Genomic DNA, 17,088 nt, shown 5'->3' with positions numbered 1-17,088 from the left:
TTCCCGCCGCATCATGCGCGGGCGTCTCCGCCGGCCGGCGGGGGCCGAACCGCAGGAAAGTCAGGCCCCCGCCCACAGATGCCCACCACCGCCGGCAAGACGGCCGCCCGTCACGACATCGCCGCCGACCCCAATCCGTCACTCATGGCCGCCCGGCGTGACTGGCACCGGCTTCAGGCCGCGCTGGCGCCCGAGATGCGGGACTGGCTGGCCGGGCTGGTCAGTGCCTCCTCCGACGAGCTGGCGCGGGATTTCTACGACGTGCTGATGGCCGATGCCGAGGCGGCGCCGCTGCTGTCGAACGAGATCGTCCAGACCCGGCTGCGCGGCTCGCTGGCCGGCTGGATCCGCAGCCTGTTTCCGGCCGGCCCCGCACCCGATTTCGACAGCATGGCCACCGTGCAGACCCGCGTGGGCGAGGTTCATGCCCGGGTCCGGGTGCCCCTGCATCTGGTCAGCCGCGGCGCGCGGCTGATCAAGGCCGGCATCGCCGGGCGGATCGCCGGCAGCCGGGTCAGCCGCGACGATCTGGTCCGGCTGCTGCTGCATGTCGAAACCGTGATCGACATCGCCATCGAGCTGATGGGCACGGTCTTCGTTTCGGGCCTGGCCCATCAAAGCCGCGACGAGGAAGCCTATCGGCTGTTCTTCCTGAGCCAGGACCTGTCGCTGGAACGCGAAAGCCAGCGCGCCTCGCTGCTGGAATGGAACCAGGCGGTGCTGCTGGCGCTGGCCGGCGGCAGCGGTTCGACCGAGCCCCTGCCCCGGATCGGCCGGTCCGATTTCGGCCTCTGGTTCCATCATCGCGGCGGCATCATGTTCGACGGCACGCCGGTGCTGGACCGGGTGAACGAGCTGATGCAGCAGCTGGACGAGGGCATCCTGCCCGAGACCGATGCGGCACGTGCGGCCGGCAACGGTTTCGGCCCGACACTGGGCCCGATCCAGAATGCCGTGAACGAGATCCGCTTCATCCTGAACGATGCCTTCCAGGCCCTGATCGGCGCCGAGGCCGGCCGCGATGCACTGACCCGGACGCTCAACCGCCGCTTCCTTCCCGCGATTCTGAAGCGCGAGATCACGCTGGCGATGCGCCGCGACCATCCCTTCGCGGTGATCATGGTCGATCTGGACCATTTCAAGGCGATCAACGACAGCCACGGCCACAGTGCGGGCGATGCGGCGCTGCGCCAGGCGGCGGAAACCATCCTCGGCACCTGCCGCAGCAGCGATCTGGTCTTCCGCTATGGCGGCGAAGAGTTTCTGGTCGTCGCGGTCGAGGCCGGCGAAGCGGCCGCGCGTGCGCTGGCCGAACGGCTGCGCGAAGCCATCGGCAAAACCGAAATCGTGCTGTCGGGCGATACCCGCATCCGGCTCGGCGCCTCGGTCGGTGTCGCGGTGTTCGACGGCCATCCCGATTACAACCATCTGGTCGAGGCCGCCGACAGCGCCATGTATCAGGCCAAGCGCGCGGGCCGCAACCGCGTGGTGGTCGCCGGCGGCCGCTGACCGATCCGCACTCATCCCCACCCCTTCACCTTCACCCTCACCCCCGCCCGGCCCCACGGGGCCACATGTCCCCTCCCGAGGAGCGAGAGATGTATCCGAATACCAGCCTCTTCATCGACGGCACCTGGGCTCCGGGCTCGACGGGCAAGGACGAGGCCGTCCTGAACCCGGCCACCGCCGAGGAGATCGGCCGCGTCGCCCATGCGTCGACCGGCGATCTGGACCGCGCACTCGAGGCTGCCGCCCGGGCGTTCAAGACCTGGCGCAAGGTCTCGCCCTATGACCGGTCCAAGGTGATGCGCAAGGCGGCCGATCTGCTGCGCGAGCGGGCCGACACCATCGCCCGCATCATGACCATGGAACAGGGCAAGCCACTGGCCGAAGCCAAGGTCGAGACGCTGGCCGCCGCCGACCTCATCGACTGGTTCGCCGAGGAAGGTCGCCGCACCTATGGCCGGGTGATCCCGTCCCGCGCCGTGGGTCATCTCCAGACCGTGACGCGCGAGCCGGTGGGCGTCGTCGCCGCCTTCACGCCCTGGAACTTCCCGATCAACCAGGTGGTCCGCAAGGTCTCGGCCGCGATCGCGACCGGCTGCACCATCATCGTGAAGGGCCCGGAAGAGACCCCGGCAAGCTGCGCCGAGCTGATCCGCGCCTATGCCGATGCCGGCGTGCCGGCCGGCGTGATCAACCTGGTCTACGGCATTCCGGCCGAGGTCTCGTCCTATCTGATCCCGCATCCGGTGATCGCCAAGATCTCGTTCACCGGCTCCACCGCGGTCGGCAAGCATCTGGCGGCGATGGCCGGCCAGCACATGAAGCGCGCGACCATGGAGCTCGGCGGCCATGCGCCGGCGATCGTGTTCGGCGATGTCGACGTCTCGAAGGCGGCCAAGGCGCTGGCGGCACAGAAGTTCCGCAATGCCGGCCAGGTCTGCGTCTCGCCGACCCGCTTCCTGGTGGAAGAGAGCGTCGCCGACCGCTTCGTCGGCGAATTCACCGAGGCGGTGGCCTCGATCAAGGTCGGTGACGGCCTCGATCCCGAGACCCGCATGGGGCCGCTGGCCAATTCGCGCCGCGTGGACGCGATGGAAGCCCTGGTCGCCGACGCCGTCGCCAATGGCGCCACCATCCGCACCGGTGGCGAGCGCATCGGCAACAAGGGCTATTTCTTCCAGCCGACGGTGATGACCGGCGTGCCGCTCGCGGCCCGGATCATGAATGAAGAGCCCTTCGGCCCGGTGGTGCCGGTTTCGACCTTCAGCGGCTATGACGCGCTGATTGCCGAAGCCAACCGCCTGCCCTATGGCCTGGCGGCCTATGCCTACACCTCGTCGTCGAAGACCGCGGCCGCACTTTCGGCCGATATCGAAAGCGGCATGATCTCGATCAACCAGGGCATGCTGGCCCTGCCCGAGGTGCCCTTCGGCGGCATCAAGGATTCCGGCTACGGCTCGGAAGGCGGCATCGAGGCGATGGAGCCCTATCTGATCACCAAGTTCACCGCCCACAACACGACCTTCTGACGGGGCACCGTCGGCAGCAGACACACCGAAAGGGCCGGGATGGCGACATCCCGGCCCTTTCTGCGCCCGACGGGCGGTCGATGTCAGTCGGTGCCGGTCGCCTGCGCAGGCGCGTCCACGGCCGGATCCCGGGCCAGCGCCGCCACCACGGCGCCGGTGGTGTGTTCGATATGGCGGCGGATCACCTCGGCCGCGCGGTCGACATTGCGGTCGAGTGCGGCATCCAGCAGGGCGCGATGTTCCAGATGGATGTCGCGGGTCATCACGGTCTTGGCGCGCGACAGGCGGCGATAGCGTTCATGATGGCGGAACATCATCGCCCGCATGCGCAGAAGCCAGGTCGAGGCGCAGGCCGAGACCAGCGCCTCGTGGAAATCGTGGTTCAGCCGTTCCCATTCCGACATCTGCTCGACGCCCTGGCGGTCGGCCAGTTCCAGCCGCTCCAGGCGGTGATAGGTGGTGATGACCCGCTCTTCCCAGGCGACATCGCCGGCCGGGATGGACTGGGCCAGGGCATCGGCTTCGAAGATCTTGCGCAGATGGCCGATCTCGCGGGCATCGGTCGCCGACATCGGCGCCACCACGAAGCCGCGCTGGCCCTGCATCTGCACCAGATATTCCCCCGACAGCCGGGCCAGCGCCTCGCGCAGCGGCCCCGCCCCGATCTGATAGCGGTCGCGCAGCATCTCGATCTTGAGCTTCAGATCGGGCGGCAGCGCCCCGGTGACGATGTCCTCGCGCATCAGGCGGTAGGCGCGTTCGGCCTGGGTCTTGTCTTCAATATCCGGTCGGGCGGGGCTATCCGGGCGGACGGGCGATCGCTTGTCCATGCGGTGTCGGTTTCCCGGCGAGATTGAAATCAGAGGCAGGCTAGTTCGGCTGCCCGAAAATATCAATTTCCAAATTGACACGCTCAAAATATCGATATTTTATGCCCGCAGGGAGGAATATCGATGACAAAAATCCTCGAAGAGGCCGGCGCGTCGCAGTCCCCGCTGCACACCGGCACCCGCGGCGTCCCTGGTCCGGTCGCCTGCCTGCAGACACTCAGCAACCGCATCGCCGGGGTCGAAGCCTGGGCGGCGGGGCTGACGGTGTTCGGCATCTTCTGCCTGCTGCTCGGCAACGTCGTCTCGCGCAGCCTGGGCAATCCGCTGATCTGGACCGACGAACTGGCCGTGTTCCTGATGGCCTGGGCGGCCTTCATCGGCGCCTCGCTCGGTCTCGCGCGGCGCCAGCACATTGCGATCACCCTGCTGCCGGATGCGCTCAGGCCCGCCGCGCGGCGCCGGCTCGCGATCCTGGTGGATGTGGCGCTGCTGGTCTTCCTGGCCGTGCTTTCGGTGCAGATCTGGCGCTGGTTCGATCCGGTGGGCGTGCTGCAGGCCGCCTCGATCGAGGATTTCACCGCCTCGACCTTCAACTTCATCTATCAGGAGCCGACCGTGACGCTGGGCATGCACAAGGTCTGGTTCTGGCTGGTGATGCCGGTCTTCTGCGTCACCGCCACCATCCATGTGCTGGCCTCGCTCGCCGGCCGCCTGACCGGCGGGGAGGAAATGGCGGCATGATCGCGGGCGTCTCATTCCTCGCCATGCTGGCGGTCGGCATGCCGATCGCCTTCGCGCTCGCCGCCCTCGGCCTGATCTACATCTTCGCCACCGGCAACCTGATCCTGCTCCAGTCCTATGGCCAGCAGATGTTCGGGGGGCTGGAGAATTACGGCCTGCTCGCCCTGCCGCTGTTCATCCTGCTGGGTGAGTTCATGAATGCCGGCGGCATCGGCCGACGGCTGATGGCGCTGGCGCTGGCCATGCTGGGCTCGATCCGCGGCGGGCTCGCCTATGTCAACCTGGTCGCCAATATGATGATGGCGGCGATCCTGGGCTCGACGGTGGCGCAGATCACCATCATGTCGCGGCTGGCGGTGCCCGAGATGGAAAAGGCCGGCTATCCGCGCGACGTGTCGGTGGCGATCACCGCCGCCGGCGGCCTGCTGGCGCCGATCATCCCGCCCTCGATGCTGTTCATCATCTTCGGCGTGATCGCACAGATCCCGATCGGCGACCTGTTCATCTCGGGCATCGTGCCGGGCCTGCTGATCTTCCTCGCCTTCATCGGCGTGATCATGTGGCTGGGCCGCCGCCACGGCTTTCCCAAGACCGAGGCGATGCCGATCCGCGCCCGCTTCCGCGCCGTGCTCGATGCCCTGCCGGCGGCCGCCATTCCGGTGATCATCGTCGGCTCGATCCTGGGCGGCCTTGCCACCCCCACCGAATCGGCCGCGATCGCCAGCCTCGCCGCGGTGCTGATCGGCCTGTTCGTCTATCGCGAGATGACGCTGGCCGACATCCTCCCCGCCTTCCTGAATGCCGCGCGCGGCTCGGCGACCGTGCTGTTCCTGATCGCCGCCGCCCAGGTGTTCAGCTGGGTCATCACCTTCGAAAACCTGCCGGCCCTGGTGGCGGAGACCATGCAGGCGATGACCGCTTCGCCGATCGTCTTCCTGCTGATGCTGAACGTGCTGCTGCTGGTGCTGGGCATGATCAGCGACCCGATCCCCGCCATCATCCTGATCGTGCCGGTCTTCCTGCCGGTCGCCACAGGCGTCTACGGCATCGATCCCTTCCATTTCGGCGTCGTGCTCTGCCTGAACCTGACACTGGGTCTGCTGACACCACCGGTCGGCACAGGGCTGTTCGTCGCCTCGCTGATGGGCAAGGTGAAGGCCGAACGTCTGGCGGTGCTGCTGATGCCGTTCTTCTTCGCGGTGCTGTCGGTCCTGTTGCTGCTGGTCGTCTTCCCCGTTCTCTCCACCGGCCTTAAGGATCTGCTCTGATGGCACGCATCTGGATTCTGGGTGGCGGACTGATCGGTTGCGGCTGGGCCGCCGCCTTCGCCGGCGCCGGCCATGACGTGACCGTGATCGACCCCGATCCGGCGGTGGCCGATCGCATCGCCACCGTCCAGGCGCAGGCATTGCCGGTGCTGCAGGGCCTGGGCACGCTCAGCCCGCGGGCGACCGCGCCGGCCCATGTCGCGACCGCGGCCGAGGCCGGCCCGCCGCCGGTGCTGGTGCAGGAGAACCTGCCCGAAAAGCTCGATCTGAAGCGCCGGGCGCTGGCGGCGCTGGAACCGCATCTGGCCCCGGACAGCATCATCGCCTCGTCCTCGTCGGGCCTGTCGCCCGACGACATGGCCGACGGGCTGGCCCGGCCGGAGCGCCTGCTGATCGCCCATCCCTGCAACCCGCCCTATCTGATGCCGGTGGTGGAGCTGTCGGGCGGCACGCTGACCGCGCCCGAAATGGTGGCGCGCGCCGCCGACCTCTTCCGGGCGATGGGCAAGACGGTGCTGACGCTGACCCGGCCGGTGCCCGGCCATCTGGTCAACCGCCTGCAGGCCGCGCTCTGGCGCGAGGCGGTGCATCTGGCGAGCGAGGGCATCGCCAGCCTCGCCGATATCGAACAGGCGGTGATCCAGGGTCTGGCGCCGCGCTGGTGCATCGTCGGCCCCTCCACCGTCTTCCATCTGGCGGGTGCCGAGGGCGGCATCGGGCGTTTCGTCGACGCCCTCGGCCCCGAATTCGAACGCTGGTGGGCGACGCTGGGCGCACCGCGCCTGGACGCCGCCACCCGCGCCCGCCTCGTCTCCGGCATGGCCGAGGCGGATCCGCGGCCGGTGGCCGAGATCGCCGCCAGCCGCGATGCCGGCCTGACCAACCTCATGGTCTTCCTCTCCAAGAAGGAAGCCACCCCCCATAACGAGACCCCGAGAGGAAACCAGGGATGAAAGCAGCACGCATCCTGACCGCCGCCGCCGCATTGATGGTCGGCCTGATCGGCGCCGAGGCCCAGGCAGAACAGTATCGGCTGGGCCTGATCACCCCGCCGCCGCATCAGTGGTCGAAGAGCGCGGTGACGGTCGCAGAGCGCATCAAAGAAGCCACCAACGGCCGGGTCGAGATTCTGGTCTTCCCCTCGGGCCAGCTTGGCAACGAGGCGCAGATGCTACAGCAGCTGCAGACCGGCGCGCTCGACTTCGCCTTCCTGACGCTGGGTGAATTCGCCAACCGCGATGCCGATTACGGCGTCTTCCTCGCCCCCTATATCGTCAAGGATGCCGCCGGCGCGCGGCAGATCCTGAAGGGCGGCGTGGCGCAGAAGCTGCTGGGCGGCGTGTCCAAATTCGCGCTCAAGGGCTTCGGCTGGGGTATGGCCGGCATGCGGCAGATCGTGATGCGCGGCCCCGTGGCCTCGGTCGAGGATCTGTCGGGCAAGAAGGTGCGCACCGTGCCCTTCGCCCAGGAGCTGGATTTCTGGACCCGGCTGGGTGCGGCCCCCACCCCCATGCCGCTGCCGGCGCTCTATGACGCCTTCGCCAACGGCCAGGTCGACGGCATGCAGATCGATTTCGAGGGCACCTGGAACTCGAAGTATTACGAGCATGCCGGCACCATCGTGGCGTCGAACCACATGATGTTCCCGATGATCGCGGTGGGTTCGGGCCGCAAGTGGCAGACCGTGCCCAAGGAAGATCAGGCGGTGATCGAAAAGATCATGGCCGAGGAGCTGGACGGCATCGTCGGCGCCTATGCCGAGATCGACGCCACCTATCTCGACAAGCTGAAGACCACCAGCGTGCCGGTGGTGAACGCCGATCGCGCCTTCTTCGGCAGCGCCGTCGACCTCTGGTACCAGTCCTGGCGCGAGAAGACCCCGCTGCTGAAGGAACTGGAGAAGGAAGCCGCGGGCCTCTGATCCGCCTTCTTTCCCACTGCCACGGCCGCCGTCCCCCGCCCCCCGGGGACGGCCGGCCAGGAGGACGATCGAGATGACCGATATCTACCGGGATCTGCGCTATCTGCGGGTGCCCGTCGAGGATCTGGACGGCGCCGAGGCCTTCGCCACCGGCATTTTCGGCCTGCAGCCGGGCGATCACGACGATGCCAATCGCCGCTTCCGTTCGGATGCGCGCAATTATGCGATCTGCTACACGGCCGAGGCCGGCCCCGCCGCGGTGGCGCTCACCGTCGCCCATGCCCGCGAGCTGGACGAGGCCGAGGCGCGGCTTGAAGCCGCCTGTCCCGGCCTGCCCCGGCAGCGCCTGGATGCGGCGGCCTGCGCCGCCCGGCAGATCAAGGCCGGGCTGTCGGTCATCGCCCCCAATGGCGTGGCGGTCGAGATCGTCTGGCGACCGCTCACCTCGGGCTGGCGCTATCACGGGACGCGCGATGCCGGCATCACCGGTCTGCAATCGGTCCAGCTTGCCTGCACCGACATGGCGGCGAACGAGGATTTCTGGACCCGCGGCATCGGCGCCGAGGTCTCGGACTGGGCGGGTGATGCCGTCTTCCTGCGCATCGACGATGCCCATCACCGCATCGCCCTCTACCCCTCGGATCGCGACGGCCTGCTGGGCGCGGTGTGGGAGGTGGACGGGATCAATGCGGTGATGCAGGGCTGGTATCTGTTCCAGGCCCGCCAGGTACCGGTGGTCCACGGCCCCGGCCGCCAGCCGACCTCGGGCGCCATGTTCGTCACCGCCCGCGGCCCCGGCGGCCTGCTGCATTCCTACGCCCATGGCATGGAGCGGGGTGAGGCGGTAACCGGCCGTGGGCCCCGCCAGTTCGCCGATGCCGCCCTGTCGCATTGCGCCTGGGGGTCACCCTGCACGACGCCCGAATTTCTGGGGAGGGATGAGAGGTGATCGGTCTCAAGGACGTCGTCTATTGCCGTCTCGGCACCCGCGATCTGGCCGGTGCCGAATGGTTCGCGGTCAACATCCTGGGGCTTGAGGTGGCCGAGCGCCGCAAGGGCGCGATCTACTTCAAGTCCGACGCCCGCGCCCACACGCTGTGCTATGTCGAGGGCGGCCGCGAGCAGGAGGCGACGGCCTTCGAGATCGCGACCTCCGCCGACCTCCAGAACGCGGGTGCGGTGCTGGAGAATCTGGGCCATGCCGTCCATTACGGCACCCCGGCCGAATGCGATGCCCGCCATGTCCGCGAATTCATCCGCTTCGACGACCCGAGCGGCAACCACATCGAATTCGTGGTCCGGCCGGAAACCACGGCGCAGCGCTATCACGGCAGCCGCGATGCCGGCATCACCGGCTTTTCCCATGTCGGGCTCTGCTCCACCGACCCGGCGCGCGACGAGCTGTTCTGGACCGATGTCTGCAAGGCGCGGGTGTCGGACCGGATCGGCGATGCGCCGCTGATGCGCTTCGGCACCATCCATCACTCGGTGGCGCTGTTCCCCTTCCACCAGCCGGGCATCCAGCACGTCAACCACCAGGTGGCGAGCACCGACGACATCCAGCGCTCGCTGGCGCATCTGCGCCGCAACCAGGTGACGGTGACCTTCGGCCCCGGCCGGCACCCGACGTCTTCGGCGCAGTTCCTGTATTTCGCCGGCCCCGACGGCATGACCTTCGAATACTCGACCGGGGTCTGCGAGATCCACGACGAGCCGCTGTGGCGGGACCGCCAGTTCCATTTCGCTCCCAAGGGCTTCTGCCAGTGGGGTTCGGCACCGAACATCGCCGCCTTCAAGGACTGAGATCATGACCGACCGTCTTGCTGCAACCGTCCGGGTCGCTGCCCGCGCACTCGGACGGGCCGGGCTGGTGCATGCCTATGGCCACTGCTCGGCGCGGATCGATGCCGACCGCTTCCTGGTCTGCCCGTCGCGGCCGATGGGGCTGGTGCGCCCGGGCGAGGCCTGCACCGTGGTGCCGGTCGATGGCCCCCTGCCGGCGGGCGTGCTGGGCGAGGTGCGGCTGCACCAGCGGATTTATGCAAAGCGCCCCGAGGCGCAGGGCGTGGTGCGCTTCATGTCGCCCAGCATGATGGCGCTGGCGGCGCTGGGCCGGGTGCCGCGCATGCGCCATGGCTTCGGCACCTATTTCGCCCCGGGCGTCGGGCTCTGGGACGACATCCAGCTGGTCCGCGACGACGAGAAGGCGGCGGGCGTGATCGAGGCGATGGGCGAGAGCGCCGGCGTGCTGATGCGCGGCAATGGCGCGGTCGTCGCCGGCGCCAGCCTGGAAGAGGCCGTGGGCCTTGCCTGGTATCTGGAAGACGTCTGCCGGATCGAGCTTGCCGCCCTTTCCACCGGTCTCGGCGATACCGCCCCGGTGATCGGCCCCGAGGCCGCCGCCGCCCGCGCCACCCGTGCCGGCCTGATCTTCGAACGCATGTGGGACTACCTGACCGACGGCGATCCCGAGCGCGACATCGCCACGCCGCCGGCCGACCGAAAGGAATGACCGACTTGACCCGTTTCCTGAACTTCATCGACGGCGAATTCGTCGCCGGCAGCGGCGAGGCTTTCGCCAATCATTTTCCGACCACGGGTGAAGTCATCGGCGAGGTCTCCGCGGCCGGCCGGGCGGAAGTGGATGCGGCGGTCGGTGCTGCAAAGGCGGCGCTGAAGGGCCCCTGGGGCCGGATGTCGATCCCCGAACGGGTCGCCCTGCTGCGCAAGCTGGCCGACGGCATCAACGCCCGCTTCGACGAGTTCCTGGCGGCCGAGATCCGCGACACCGGCAAGCCGCGCTCGATCGCCTCGCATATCGACATTCCGCGCGGGGCGGCCAATTTCAACGTCTTCGCAGATCAGATCCTGACCGCCTCGACCGAAACCTTCGAGATGGCGACCCCGGACGGGGCCGGCGCGCTCAACTATGCGCTCCGCCTGCCGCGCGGCGTGATCGCGGTGGTCTGCCCCTGGAACCTGCCGCTGCTGCTGATGACCTGGAAAGTTGCCCCGGCACTCGCCTGCGGCAACACCGTGGTCGTGAAGCCCTCGGAAGAAACCCCCGCCACCGCCACCCTGCTGGGCGAGGTGATGAATGCGGTCGGCATCCCGCGCGGCGTCTACAACGTCGTCCACGGCATGGGGCCGGGGGCGGCGGGTGAATTCCTGACCACCCATCCGGATGTCGACGGCATCACCTTCACCGGCGAGACCCGGACCGGCGAGGCGATCATGCGCGCGGCCGCCGGCGGCATCCGTCCGGTGTCGCTGGAACTCGGCGGCAAGAATGCCGGCATCGTGTTCGACGATGCCGATCTGGAGGCGACGCTGGAAGGCCTGGGCCGCGCCTGCTTCGCCAATACCGGCCAGGTGTGTCTCGGGACCGAACGGCTCTATGTCCAGCGCGGCATCTTCGACCGCTTCGTCGAGGGGCTGGCGGCCAAGGCGCGCAGCTACCGCTTCGGCGACCCCTTCGACCCCGCCACCACCATGGGCCCGGTGATCAGCGCCGAGCATCGCGCCAAGGTGCTGTCCTATTACGACAAGGCGCGTGCGGCCGGCGCCACGCTGATCGCCGGCGGCGGCACGCCGGATGTGGCGGGCTATGCCGGCGGCTACTGGGTGGAGCCCACCGTCTGGACCGGCCTGCCCGAGGATGCGGCCGTGGTCCGCGACGAGATCTTCGGCCCCTGCACCCATGTCACGCCCTTCGACACCGAGGAGGAGGCGCTGGCGCTCGCCAACGACACCCCCTACGGCCTCGCCACCTCGATCTGGACCACCAGTCTCGGCCGCGCCCATCGCACCGCCAAGGCGATCGAGGTCGGCATCGCCTGGGTGAACTGCTGGTTCCTGCGCGATCTGCGCACGCCCTTCGGCGGCTCCAAGGCGTCGGGCATCGGCCGCGAGGGCGGCATCCATTCGATGGAGTTCTATACCGAACTCCGCAACGTCTGCATCAAGCTCTGAGAGAGGGATCGGGTTTCCCATGCTGACCGAAGAACAGCGCGCACGCTGCGTCGAAAGCCTGCTTGAAAGCCACCGCACCAAGGTGCAGGGCCAGCGCCCGTCCGAGATGTTCCCCGAGATCGAGATCGCCGACAGCTATGCGATTTCCTCGGCCGTGGCTGCCGCCAAGGTGAAGGCCGGGGCGAAGATCATCGGCCACAAGATCGGCCTCACCTCCAAGGCCATGCAGGCGGCATCGAAGATCGACGAGCCGGATTACGGCTATATGTTCGACGATCTGGTGCTCGCCGACGGCGCCAAGGTGCGGTTCGAGGATTTCTGCGTCCCCCGCGTCGAGCCCGAGCTGACCTTCATCCTGAAGGAACCGCTGAAGGGCCCGAATGTCGGCCTGGTCGACGTGCTGCGCGCCACCGAATGGGTCGTGCCCTCAATCGAGATCATCGATGCCCGGGTGACCGAGCCGCGCCGGATCTTCGACACCGTCGCCGATAACGGTGCTGCCGCCGGCCTGGTGCTGGGCGGCCGGCCGGTGCGGCCGACCGATGTCGATCTGCGCTGGGTGGGCGCCATCTTCTACCGCAATTCCGAGATCGAGGAGACCGGCCTCGCCGCCGGTGTGCTCGGCCATCCGGCCATGGCGGTGGCCTGGCTCGCCAACAAGCTCGCCCCCTTCGACGTGACGCTGGAACCCGGCCATATGCTGCTCTCGGGCAGCTTCACCCGGCCGGTCTGGGCGAAGAAGGGCGACACGCTGCATGCCGATTTCGGCCCGCTCGGCGCCGTCGCCGTGCAGTTCGTCTGAGGTGCGCGATGAAGGCCCCCCGCAACGACTTCAAGCGCCGGCTTACCGCCGGTGAGGTTCTGAACGGCTTCTGGCTGTCGCTGGCAAGCCCCGTCGCCTCGGAAGCCCTGTCGCTGGCCGGCTTCGACTGGCTGCTTTTCGACGGCGAGCATTCGCCGGTGGATGTGGCCGGCGTGCAGCCGCTGCTTCAGGCGGCCGCCACCGGCACCGCCTCGGCGGTGGTGCGCCCGGCCTGGAACGACAAGGTGCTGATCAAGCGCCTGCTCGACATCGGCGCCCAGACCCTGCTGGTGCCCTTCGTCCAGTCGGCGGAAGAAGCCGCTGCCGCCGTGCTGGCCTCGCGCTACCCGCCCCATGGCGTGCGCGGCGTCGCCGGTGCCACCCGCGCCAGCCGCTATGGCCAGACCGAGGATTACTTCGCGGTCGCCAACCGGGAGATCTGCGTCCTCGTTCAGGTGGAAACCGGCGAGGCGCTGGGCCGGCTGGAAGAAATCGCGGCGGTCGACGGGGTCGACGGCGTGTTCATCGGCCCCTCGGACCTCGCGGCCTCGATGGGTCATCTGGGCCGGCCCGGCCATCCCGAGGTGCAGGCCGCACTGAAGGACGCCGCCGCCCGTATCGCCGCCACCGGCAAGGCCCCCGGCATCCTGGCGACCAACGCCGCCGATGCCCGGCGCTATGTCGACTGGGGCTATCGCTTCGTGGCCGCCGGGGTCGATATCGGCGTGCTGATGGCCGGTGCGAAGGCCATGCTGGCCGAGGTTCGCGGCAGCTGACATCTGACGCGATCGGAACGAGGTGCGGGGGAGGATGGCATGGCCATTCTCCCCCGTTGCCCATTCTCCCCCGGTCATGTTCAGCCGCCCGCCGCCCACTGGTCGAGCAGCCGGATCCAGAGCGCCTTGGCGCGGAGCTGATAGGCGATCATGCCCTCGGTCAGCCGGCGCCGCGTCTCGCCCGGGCGCAGTTCGTCGGGCAGCAGCGGATCGCGCACCAGATTGCGGATCACCGTGCGGCCGATGGCGAGCGAGTCCGCCGCCACCGGCTCGGGCGCCGCTTCCCCGCGCTCCACCGCATCCTGCGCCGCATTGCCGAGCACCAGCAGCCGGTCGAGATCGGCCTCCGTCCGGTCCATGGAGGCGGCATCCCAGAGGGCGCGGGCGCGACGTTCATCCTCCGGGGCCAGATCATCCAGGCGAAACACGGTCGCGAGGGGCGCCAGACCCAGCTGCGCCAGATCATCCCGCAGCGCCGTCGTGCCGCCGGCCAGATTGTCGGGCCGGATCCACACCCCCTGGGTCAGCTGCCGGAAGCCGCGCAGCCTGAGCGCGCGGTCGTGGCGGCGAAGCTGCGGCCGGTCCGTCCGGTCGATCGCCGCATCGGCGACGCCGATCCAGGCACCGGACCAGGCGACCAGACGCCCTTCCCGCCGCCGCCAGCCTTCCACCTCGCGCACCAGCGCGCCGGCCGCGGCCAGTGCATGAACGCCCCGCGCCGGCGAGGCGATCACCCCGTCCGCCTTCAGCCGGCTGAGCGCCACCCGCACCGTCTGATCGGTATAGCCGAACAGATTGCCGGCCCGGACCAGCGCCTTCAGCGGCAGTTCATGGGCGTCATGTGTCGTCAGAAGATCCAGAACCATCTCCCGCGCGTTGGGCGGGGTTGGATTCGTGACCGTTTCGGTGGAAACTGAAGCGTCGGCTTGCGATGTTTCGTCGATCGTCATTAAATACCATAGACTGAAGCAAACGGTTTGATGCGACGGAGGCGCCCGATGAACCCAGATGATACCACGTCCGAACGCCAGCCCGTCAGGGTCGAAACCGCCGCCGGGATTTCAACCATCATCCTGGATCGCCCCGAACGGCGCAATGCGGTGGACCGGCCCACGGCCCAGGCGCTGCGCGCCGCCTTCGCCGCCGCCGATGCTGATCCCGATGTGCGGGTGATCGTGCTCTGGGGGGCGGGTGGTACCTTCTGCGCCGGGGCCGATCTGCGCGCCCTGGGCGACCCGGATCTGCGCAACGAGGTGGAGCCGACCGGCACCGGGCCCGGGCCGATGGGGCCCAGCCGGATGGTGATCGACAAGCCGGTCATCGCCGCGGTTGCAGGCCATGCCGTGGCCGGCGGGCTGGAACTGGCCCTGATGTGCGACCTGCGGGTTGCCGAAGAAGATGCCGTGTTCGGCGTGTTCTGCCGCCGCTGGGGCGTGCCTCTGATCGATGGCGGCACGGTACGCCTGCCGCGGATCGTGGGCCATGGCCGGGCCATGGACATGATCCTGACCGGCCGCCCGGTCGATGCGGCAGAGGCGCTGGCGATCGGCCTCGCCAACCGTGTGGTGCCGAAGGGAGAGGCCCGCGCAGCGGCAGAGGCGCTCGCCCGCCAGATTGCCGCCTTCCCGCAGGCCTGCATGCGCGCCGACCGGCGATCGGCGATCGGCCAATGGGATCTGCCGATGGCCGAGGCGTTGGCGCGCGAAGGCGCCGGCGGCTATCCGATCGTGTTCGAGGAAGCCATCGCCGGGGCCGGCCGTTTCGCCGCCGGGGCCGGGCGCCATGGCAGTTTCGAGGACTGACGGAAGAACCCCGGACCTCACCGGGGCAGAACCATGCAACCATGCCGGCCGCGCCCAAGCCCGCGGCCCCGTGACAGGGAGACCAGACGTCCGATGTCGGCCACCACCTGTGGACCTCTCTACCGCGACCTGATCGACCAGGGTGCGCGCTGGCACGGCCCGCGCACCGCCATCGAGTTCGAAGGCCGGAGCCTGACCTTCACCGAGGTCGACCAGCTCTCCGCCCGGCTCGCCAATGCCTTCCATGCCGCAGGGCTCGGGCACCGCACCCGCGTGGCCCTGCTGCTCGACAACGGGCTGATGAGCGTGCCGGTCGATTTCGCCTGCGTGCGCGCCGGCATCGACCGCGTGCCGCTGAATTCCAGGCTGTCGCTGCGCGAACACGCCCATATGCTGCGCGAAACCCCGGTCGGCGCCCTGGTCTACGGGCCGGAACTCGCGGGACGGGCAGCAGAGCTTGCCGCCGAACTGCCTGATCTCACCCTGCTCGGCCTTGGCACGACCGAGGGCGGTGGCAGCGACATCGTGGCGGCCGCGGCCGACCAGCCCACCACCCCGCCCGCGATCCGGGTTGAAGCCGACGACGTGGTGCTGACCCTCTTCACCTCGGGCACCACCGGCACGCTCAAGGCCGCCCAGCACACCCAGGCCTCCTATGCCGCGATCTGCCGCAACGTGCTGCTGAACCTGCTGCCGGCCGGGCCCGACGACGCCATGCTCCATGCCGCCTCGCTGATCCATGCGAGCGGCGTGTTCGTTCTGCCCTTCTGGCTGCGCGGCGGCCGCACGGTGATCATGCGCGGCTTCGAACCCGACGCCTATCTGGCCCGGATCGTCGAGGACGGCATCACCGCGATCAACATGGTGCCGACCATGCTGGGCATGCTGCTCGACCGGCCGGGGGCGGCCGCCGTGGCGGACAGCCGGCTGAAGACGATCATCTACGGCGCCTCGCCCATGCCGCGGCCGGTGATCGAGCGGGCGATGGCGATGTGGGGGCAGCACCGCTTCTGGCAGTATTACGGCCAGACCGAATGCCCGCTGACCATCTCGGTGCTGCGCCCCGAAGACCATGTGCCGGAGCTGCTGGGCGCCGCCGGCCGGCCGGCGCTGGATGTCGAACTCCGCATCGTCGATGCCGCCGGCCAGGACGTGCCGGCGGGTGAACCCGGTGAGATCGCGGTCCGCGCGCCCCAGCGGATGAAGGGCTATCTGGACGCGCCGGCGCTCAACGCCGAAACCCTGCTGCCCGAGGGCTGGATGCGCACCCGCGATATCGGCCGGATCTGCGACCGCGGTTATCTGCACCTTCTGGACCGCACCTCGGACATGATCGTCACCGGCGGCTACAACGTCTATCCGCGCGAGGTGGAAGACGTGCTGGCCGCCCATCCGGCCGTCGCCGAATGCGCGGTGATCGGCCTCAGCGATCCGCAATGGGTCGAGGCGGTGACCGCGGTGGTGGCGCTCCGCCCCGACCACCGCGCCCGCGCCGCGGCCGAGCCCGAGGCCTTCACCGAGGAACTCCGCAGCTTCGCGGGCGAACGCCTCGCCGGCTATAAGAAGCCGCGCCGGGTGATCGTGGTGGATGCGATCCCCAAAACCGCGGTCGGCAAGCTGAACCGCAAGGCCCTGCGCGACACGCATCGGGCGGGCTGACGCTCAGCAACATGCGCCGGGCCCGACGAACCTGGCCCGGCGCAATCATCTCGGCTTAGTACTACAGTTGCATATTATATCTTTCGCCCGATGCGAAATGGCCGCAACCGCTTGATGTGACTGCCGCCACCGAAACCATGCCCAGACGTCCCCTGCGTGGTGTTGTGTCGCGAACAGAAGCCTGGAGAGAAGCCGCCTGATTTCAGCTGTAGAGATGAAGCCGATCAGTTGCGACATCATGCGGGGGGTGGTTTCGGACTCGTTTTGTCCCGTTTGCCGGGA

16 protein-coding genes are annotated in these 17,088 nt (G+C 68.7%); 14 read left to right on the top strand and 2 right to left on the bottom strand.

From position 1 onward, the window contains the following. The first annotated feature begins 78 nt into the window (after positions 1-78). Together WI697_RS25625 and WI697_RS25620 are read left to right on the top strand one after the other, a co-directional pair. Positions 79-1,509, top strand: a complete 1,431-nt coding sequence (locus WI697_RS25625; RefSeq protein ID WP_345960445.1) for a diguanylate cyclase — start codon at positions 79-81, stop codon at positions 1,507-1,509. Positions 1,510-1,598: 89 nt separating this feature from the next. Beyond that, positions 1,599-3,035, top strand: coding sequence for an NAD-dependent succinate-semialdehyde dehydrogenase (locus WI697_RS25620; protein WP_014753181.1), 1,437 nt, complete (start codon positions 1,599-1,601; stop codon positions 3,033-3,035). An 83-nt stretch (positions 3,036-3,118) separates the two neighbouring features. Here WI697_RS25620 and WI697_RS25615 read toward each other — a convergent pair whose 3' ends face one another. Then, a complete protein-coding gene (locus WI697_RS25615) occupies positions 3,119-3,865 on the bottom strand; it encodes a GntR family transcriptional regulator (RefSeq protein WP_062764421.1) in 747 nt (248 codons plus the stop codon). A gap of 123 nt (positions 3,866-3,988) precedes the next feature. Between WI697_RS25615 and WI697_RS25610 the strand changes: the two genes are divergently transcribed. The 10 genes from WI697_RS25610 to WI697_RS25565 all read left to right on the top strand — a co-directional run bounded on the left by WI697_RS25610 (position 3,989) and on the right by WI697_RS25565 (position 13,345). Beyond that, the gene (locus tag WI697_RS25610; protein ID WP_296713713.1) at positions 3,989-4,606 is read left to right on the top strand and encodes a TRAP transporter small permease; all 618 of its coding nucleotides are present in this window, start codon (positions 3,989-3,991) and stop codon (positions 4,604-4,606) included. Next, entirely contained in the window at positions 4,603-5,874 is a 1,272-nt protein-coding gene (locus WI697_RS25605) for a TRAP transporter large permease (RefSeq protein WP_062764419.1), read from the top strand. Before WI697_RS25610 ends, WI697_RS25605 begins: the two co-directional genes overlap by 4 nt. Further along, positions 5,874-6,827 (top strand): 3-hydroxyacyl-CoA dehydrogenase family protein, encoded by a 954-nt coding sequence (locus WI697_RS25600; RefSeq protein WP_345960444.1) that lies wholly within the window; start codon positions 5,874-5,876, stop codon positions 6,825-6,827. The genes WI697_RS25605 and WI697_RS25600 overlap by 1 nt, the downstream gene beginning before the upstream one ends. Then, positions 6,824-7,795, top strand: coding sequence for a TRAP transporter substrate-binding protein (locus WI697_RS25595; RefSeq protein ID WP_345960443.1), 972 nt, complete (start codon positions 6,824-6,826; stop codon positions 7,793-7,795). The genes WI697_RS25600 and WI697_RS25595 overlap by 4 nt, the downstream gene beginning before the upstream one ends. Before the next feature lie 73 nt (positions 7,796-7,868). Beyond that, positions 7,869-8,744 (top strand): VOC family protein, encoded by an 876-nt coding sequence (locus WI697_RS25590; protein WP_345960442.1) that lies wholly within the window; start codon positions 7,869-7,871, stop codon positions 8,742-8,744. Continuing rightward, the gene (locus WI697_RS25585; RefSeq protein WP_014753189.1) at positions 8,741-9,598 is read left to right on the top strand and encodes a VOC family protein; all 858 of its coding nucleotides are present in this window, start codon (positions 8,741-8,743) and stop codon (positions 9,596-9,598) included. The genes WI697_RS25590 and WI697_RS25585 overlap by 4 nt, the downstream gene beginning before the upstream one ends. A gap of 4 nt (positions 9,599-9,602) precedes the next feature. Further along, positions 9,603-10,307 (top strand): class II aldolase/adducin family protein, encoded by a 705-nt coding sequence (locus tag WI697_RS25580; protein ID WP_345960441.1) that lies wholly within the window; start codon positions 9,603-9,605, stop codon positions 10,305-10,307. 5 nt (positions 10,308-10,312) lie between these two features. Then, positions 10,313-11,767: a 2-hydroxymuconic semialdehyde dehydrogenase gene (locus WI697_RS25575; protein WP_345960463.1), complete on the top strand. Its 1,455-nt coding sequence runs from the start codon at positions 10,313-10,315 to the stop codon at positions 11,765-11,767. 19 nt (positions 11,768-11,786) lie between these two features. After that, the gene (locus tag WI697_RS25570) at positions 11,787-12,569 is read left to right on the top strand and encodes a fumarylacetoacetate hydrolase family protein (RefSeq protein ID WP_062764409.1); all 783 of its coding nucleotides are present in this window, start codon (positions 11,787-11,789) and stop codon (positions 12,567-12,569) included. An 8-nt stretch (positions 12,570-12,577) separates the two neighbouring features. Continuing rightward, positions 12,578-13,345, top strand: coding sequence for an HpcH/HpaI aldolase family protein (locus tag WI697_RS25565; protein WP_345960440.1), 768 nt, complete (start codon positions 12,578-12,580; stop codon positions 13,343-13,345). An 80-nt stretch (positions 13,346-13,425) separates the two neighbouring features. Here WI697_RS25565 and WI697_RS25560 read toward each other — a convergent pair whose 3' ends face one another. Continuing rightward, positions 13,426-14,211, bottom strand: a complete 786-nt coding sequence (locus tag WI697_RS25560; RefSeq protein WP_345960439.1) for a transcriptional regulator — start codon at positions 14,209-14,211, stop codon at positions 13,426-13,428. Between the two features lie 132 nt (positions 14,212-14,343). Between WI697_RS25560 and WI697_RS25555 the strand changes: the two genes are divergently transcribed. Both WI697_RS25555 and WI697_RS25550 read left to right on the top strand, forming a co-directional pair. Then, the gene (locus WI697_RS25555; RefSeq protein ID WP_345960438.1) at positions 14,344-15,147 is read left to right on the top strand and encodes a crotonase/enoyl-CoA hydratase family protein; all 804 of its coding nucleotides are present in this window, start codon (positions 14,344-14,346) and stop codon (positions 15,145-15,147) included. A 93-nt stretch (positions 15,148-15,240) separates the two neighbouring features. Next, complete coding sequence (locus tag WI697_RS25550; RefSeq protein WP_345960437.1) at positions 15,241-16,806, top strand: class I adenylate-forming enzyme family protein; 1,566 nt, start codon at positions 15,241-15,243, stop codon at positions 16,804-16,806. Positions 16,807-17,088: the final 282 nt, after the last annotated feature.

The sequence above is a fragment of the Tistrella mobilis genome, assembly GCF_039634785.1.
In the GTDB taxonomy this organism is placed as follows: domain Bacteria; phylum Pseudomonadota; class Alphaproteobacteria; order Tistrellales; family Tistrellaceae; genus Tistrella; species Tistrella mobilis.
This window is presented reverse-complemented; position numbering and strand designations above follow the sequence as displayed.

What these genes read in the sequence shown, in the direction of transcription:
- WI697_RS25625 (WP_345960445.1), top strand. Translation starts at nt 79, where the DNA reads ATGCCCACCACCGCCGGCAAGACGGCCGCCCGTCACGACATCGCCGCC.
- WI697_RS25620 (WP_014753181.1), top strand. Translation starts at nt 1,599, where the DNA reads ATGTATCCGAATACCAGCCTCTTCATCGACGGCACCTGGGCTCCGGGC.
- WI697_RS25615 (WP_062764421.1), bottom strand. Translation starts at nt 3,865, where the DNA reads ATGGACAAGCGATCGCCCGTCCGCCCGGATAGCCCCGCCCGACCGGAT.
- WI697_RS25610 (WP_296713713.1), top strand. Translation starts at nt 3,989, where the DNA reads ATGACAAAAATCCTCGAAGAGGCCGGCGCGTCGCAGTCCCCGCTGCAC.
- WI697_RS25605 (WP_062764419.1), top strand. Translation starts at nt 4,603, where the DNA reads ATGATCGCGGGCGTCTCATTCCTCGCCATGCTGGCGGTCGGCATGCCG.
- WI697_RS25600 (WP_345960444.1), top strand. Translation starts at nt 5,874, where the DNA reads ATGGCACGCATCTGGATTCTGGGTGGCGGACTGATCGGTTGCGGCTGG.
- WI697_RS25595 (WP_345960443.1), top strand. Translation starts at nt 6,824, where the DNA reads ATGAAAGCAGCACGCATCCTGACCGCCGCCGCCGCATTGATGGTCGGC.
- WI697_RS25590 (WP_345960442.1), top strand. Translation starts at nt 7,869, where the DNA reads ATGACCGATATCTACCGGGATCTGCGCTATCTGCGGGTGCCCGTCGAG.
- WI697_RS25580 (WP_345960441.1), top strand. Translation starts at nt 9,603, where the DNA reads ATGACCGACCGTCTTGCTGCAACCGTCCGGGTCGCTGCCCGCGCACTC.
- WI697_RS25570 (WP_062764409.1), top strand. Translation starts at nt 11,787, where the DNA reads ATGCTGACCGAAGAACAGCGCGCACGCTGCGTCGAAAGCCTGCTTGAA.
- WI697_RS25565 (WP_345960440.1), top strand. Translation starts at nt 12,578, where the DNA reads ATGAAGGCCCCCCGCAACGACTTCAAGCGCCGGCTTACCGCCGGTGAG.
- WI697_RS25560 (WP_345960439.1), bottom strand. Translation starts at nt 14,211, where the DNA reads ATGGTTCTGGATCTTCTGACGACACATGACGCCCATGAACTGCCGCTG.
- WI697_RS25555 (WP_345960438.1), top strand. Translation starts at nt 14,344, where the DNA reads ATGAACCCAGATGATACCACGTCCGAACGCCAGCCCGTCAGGGTCGAA.
- WI697_RS25550 (WP_345960437.1), top strand. Translation starts at nt 15,241, where the DNA reads ATGTCGGCCACCACCTGTGGACCTCTCTACCGCGACCTGATCGACCAG.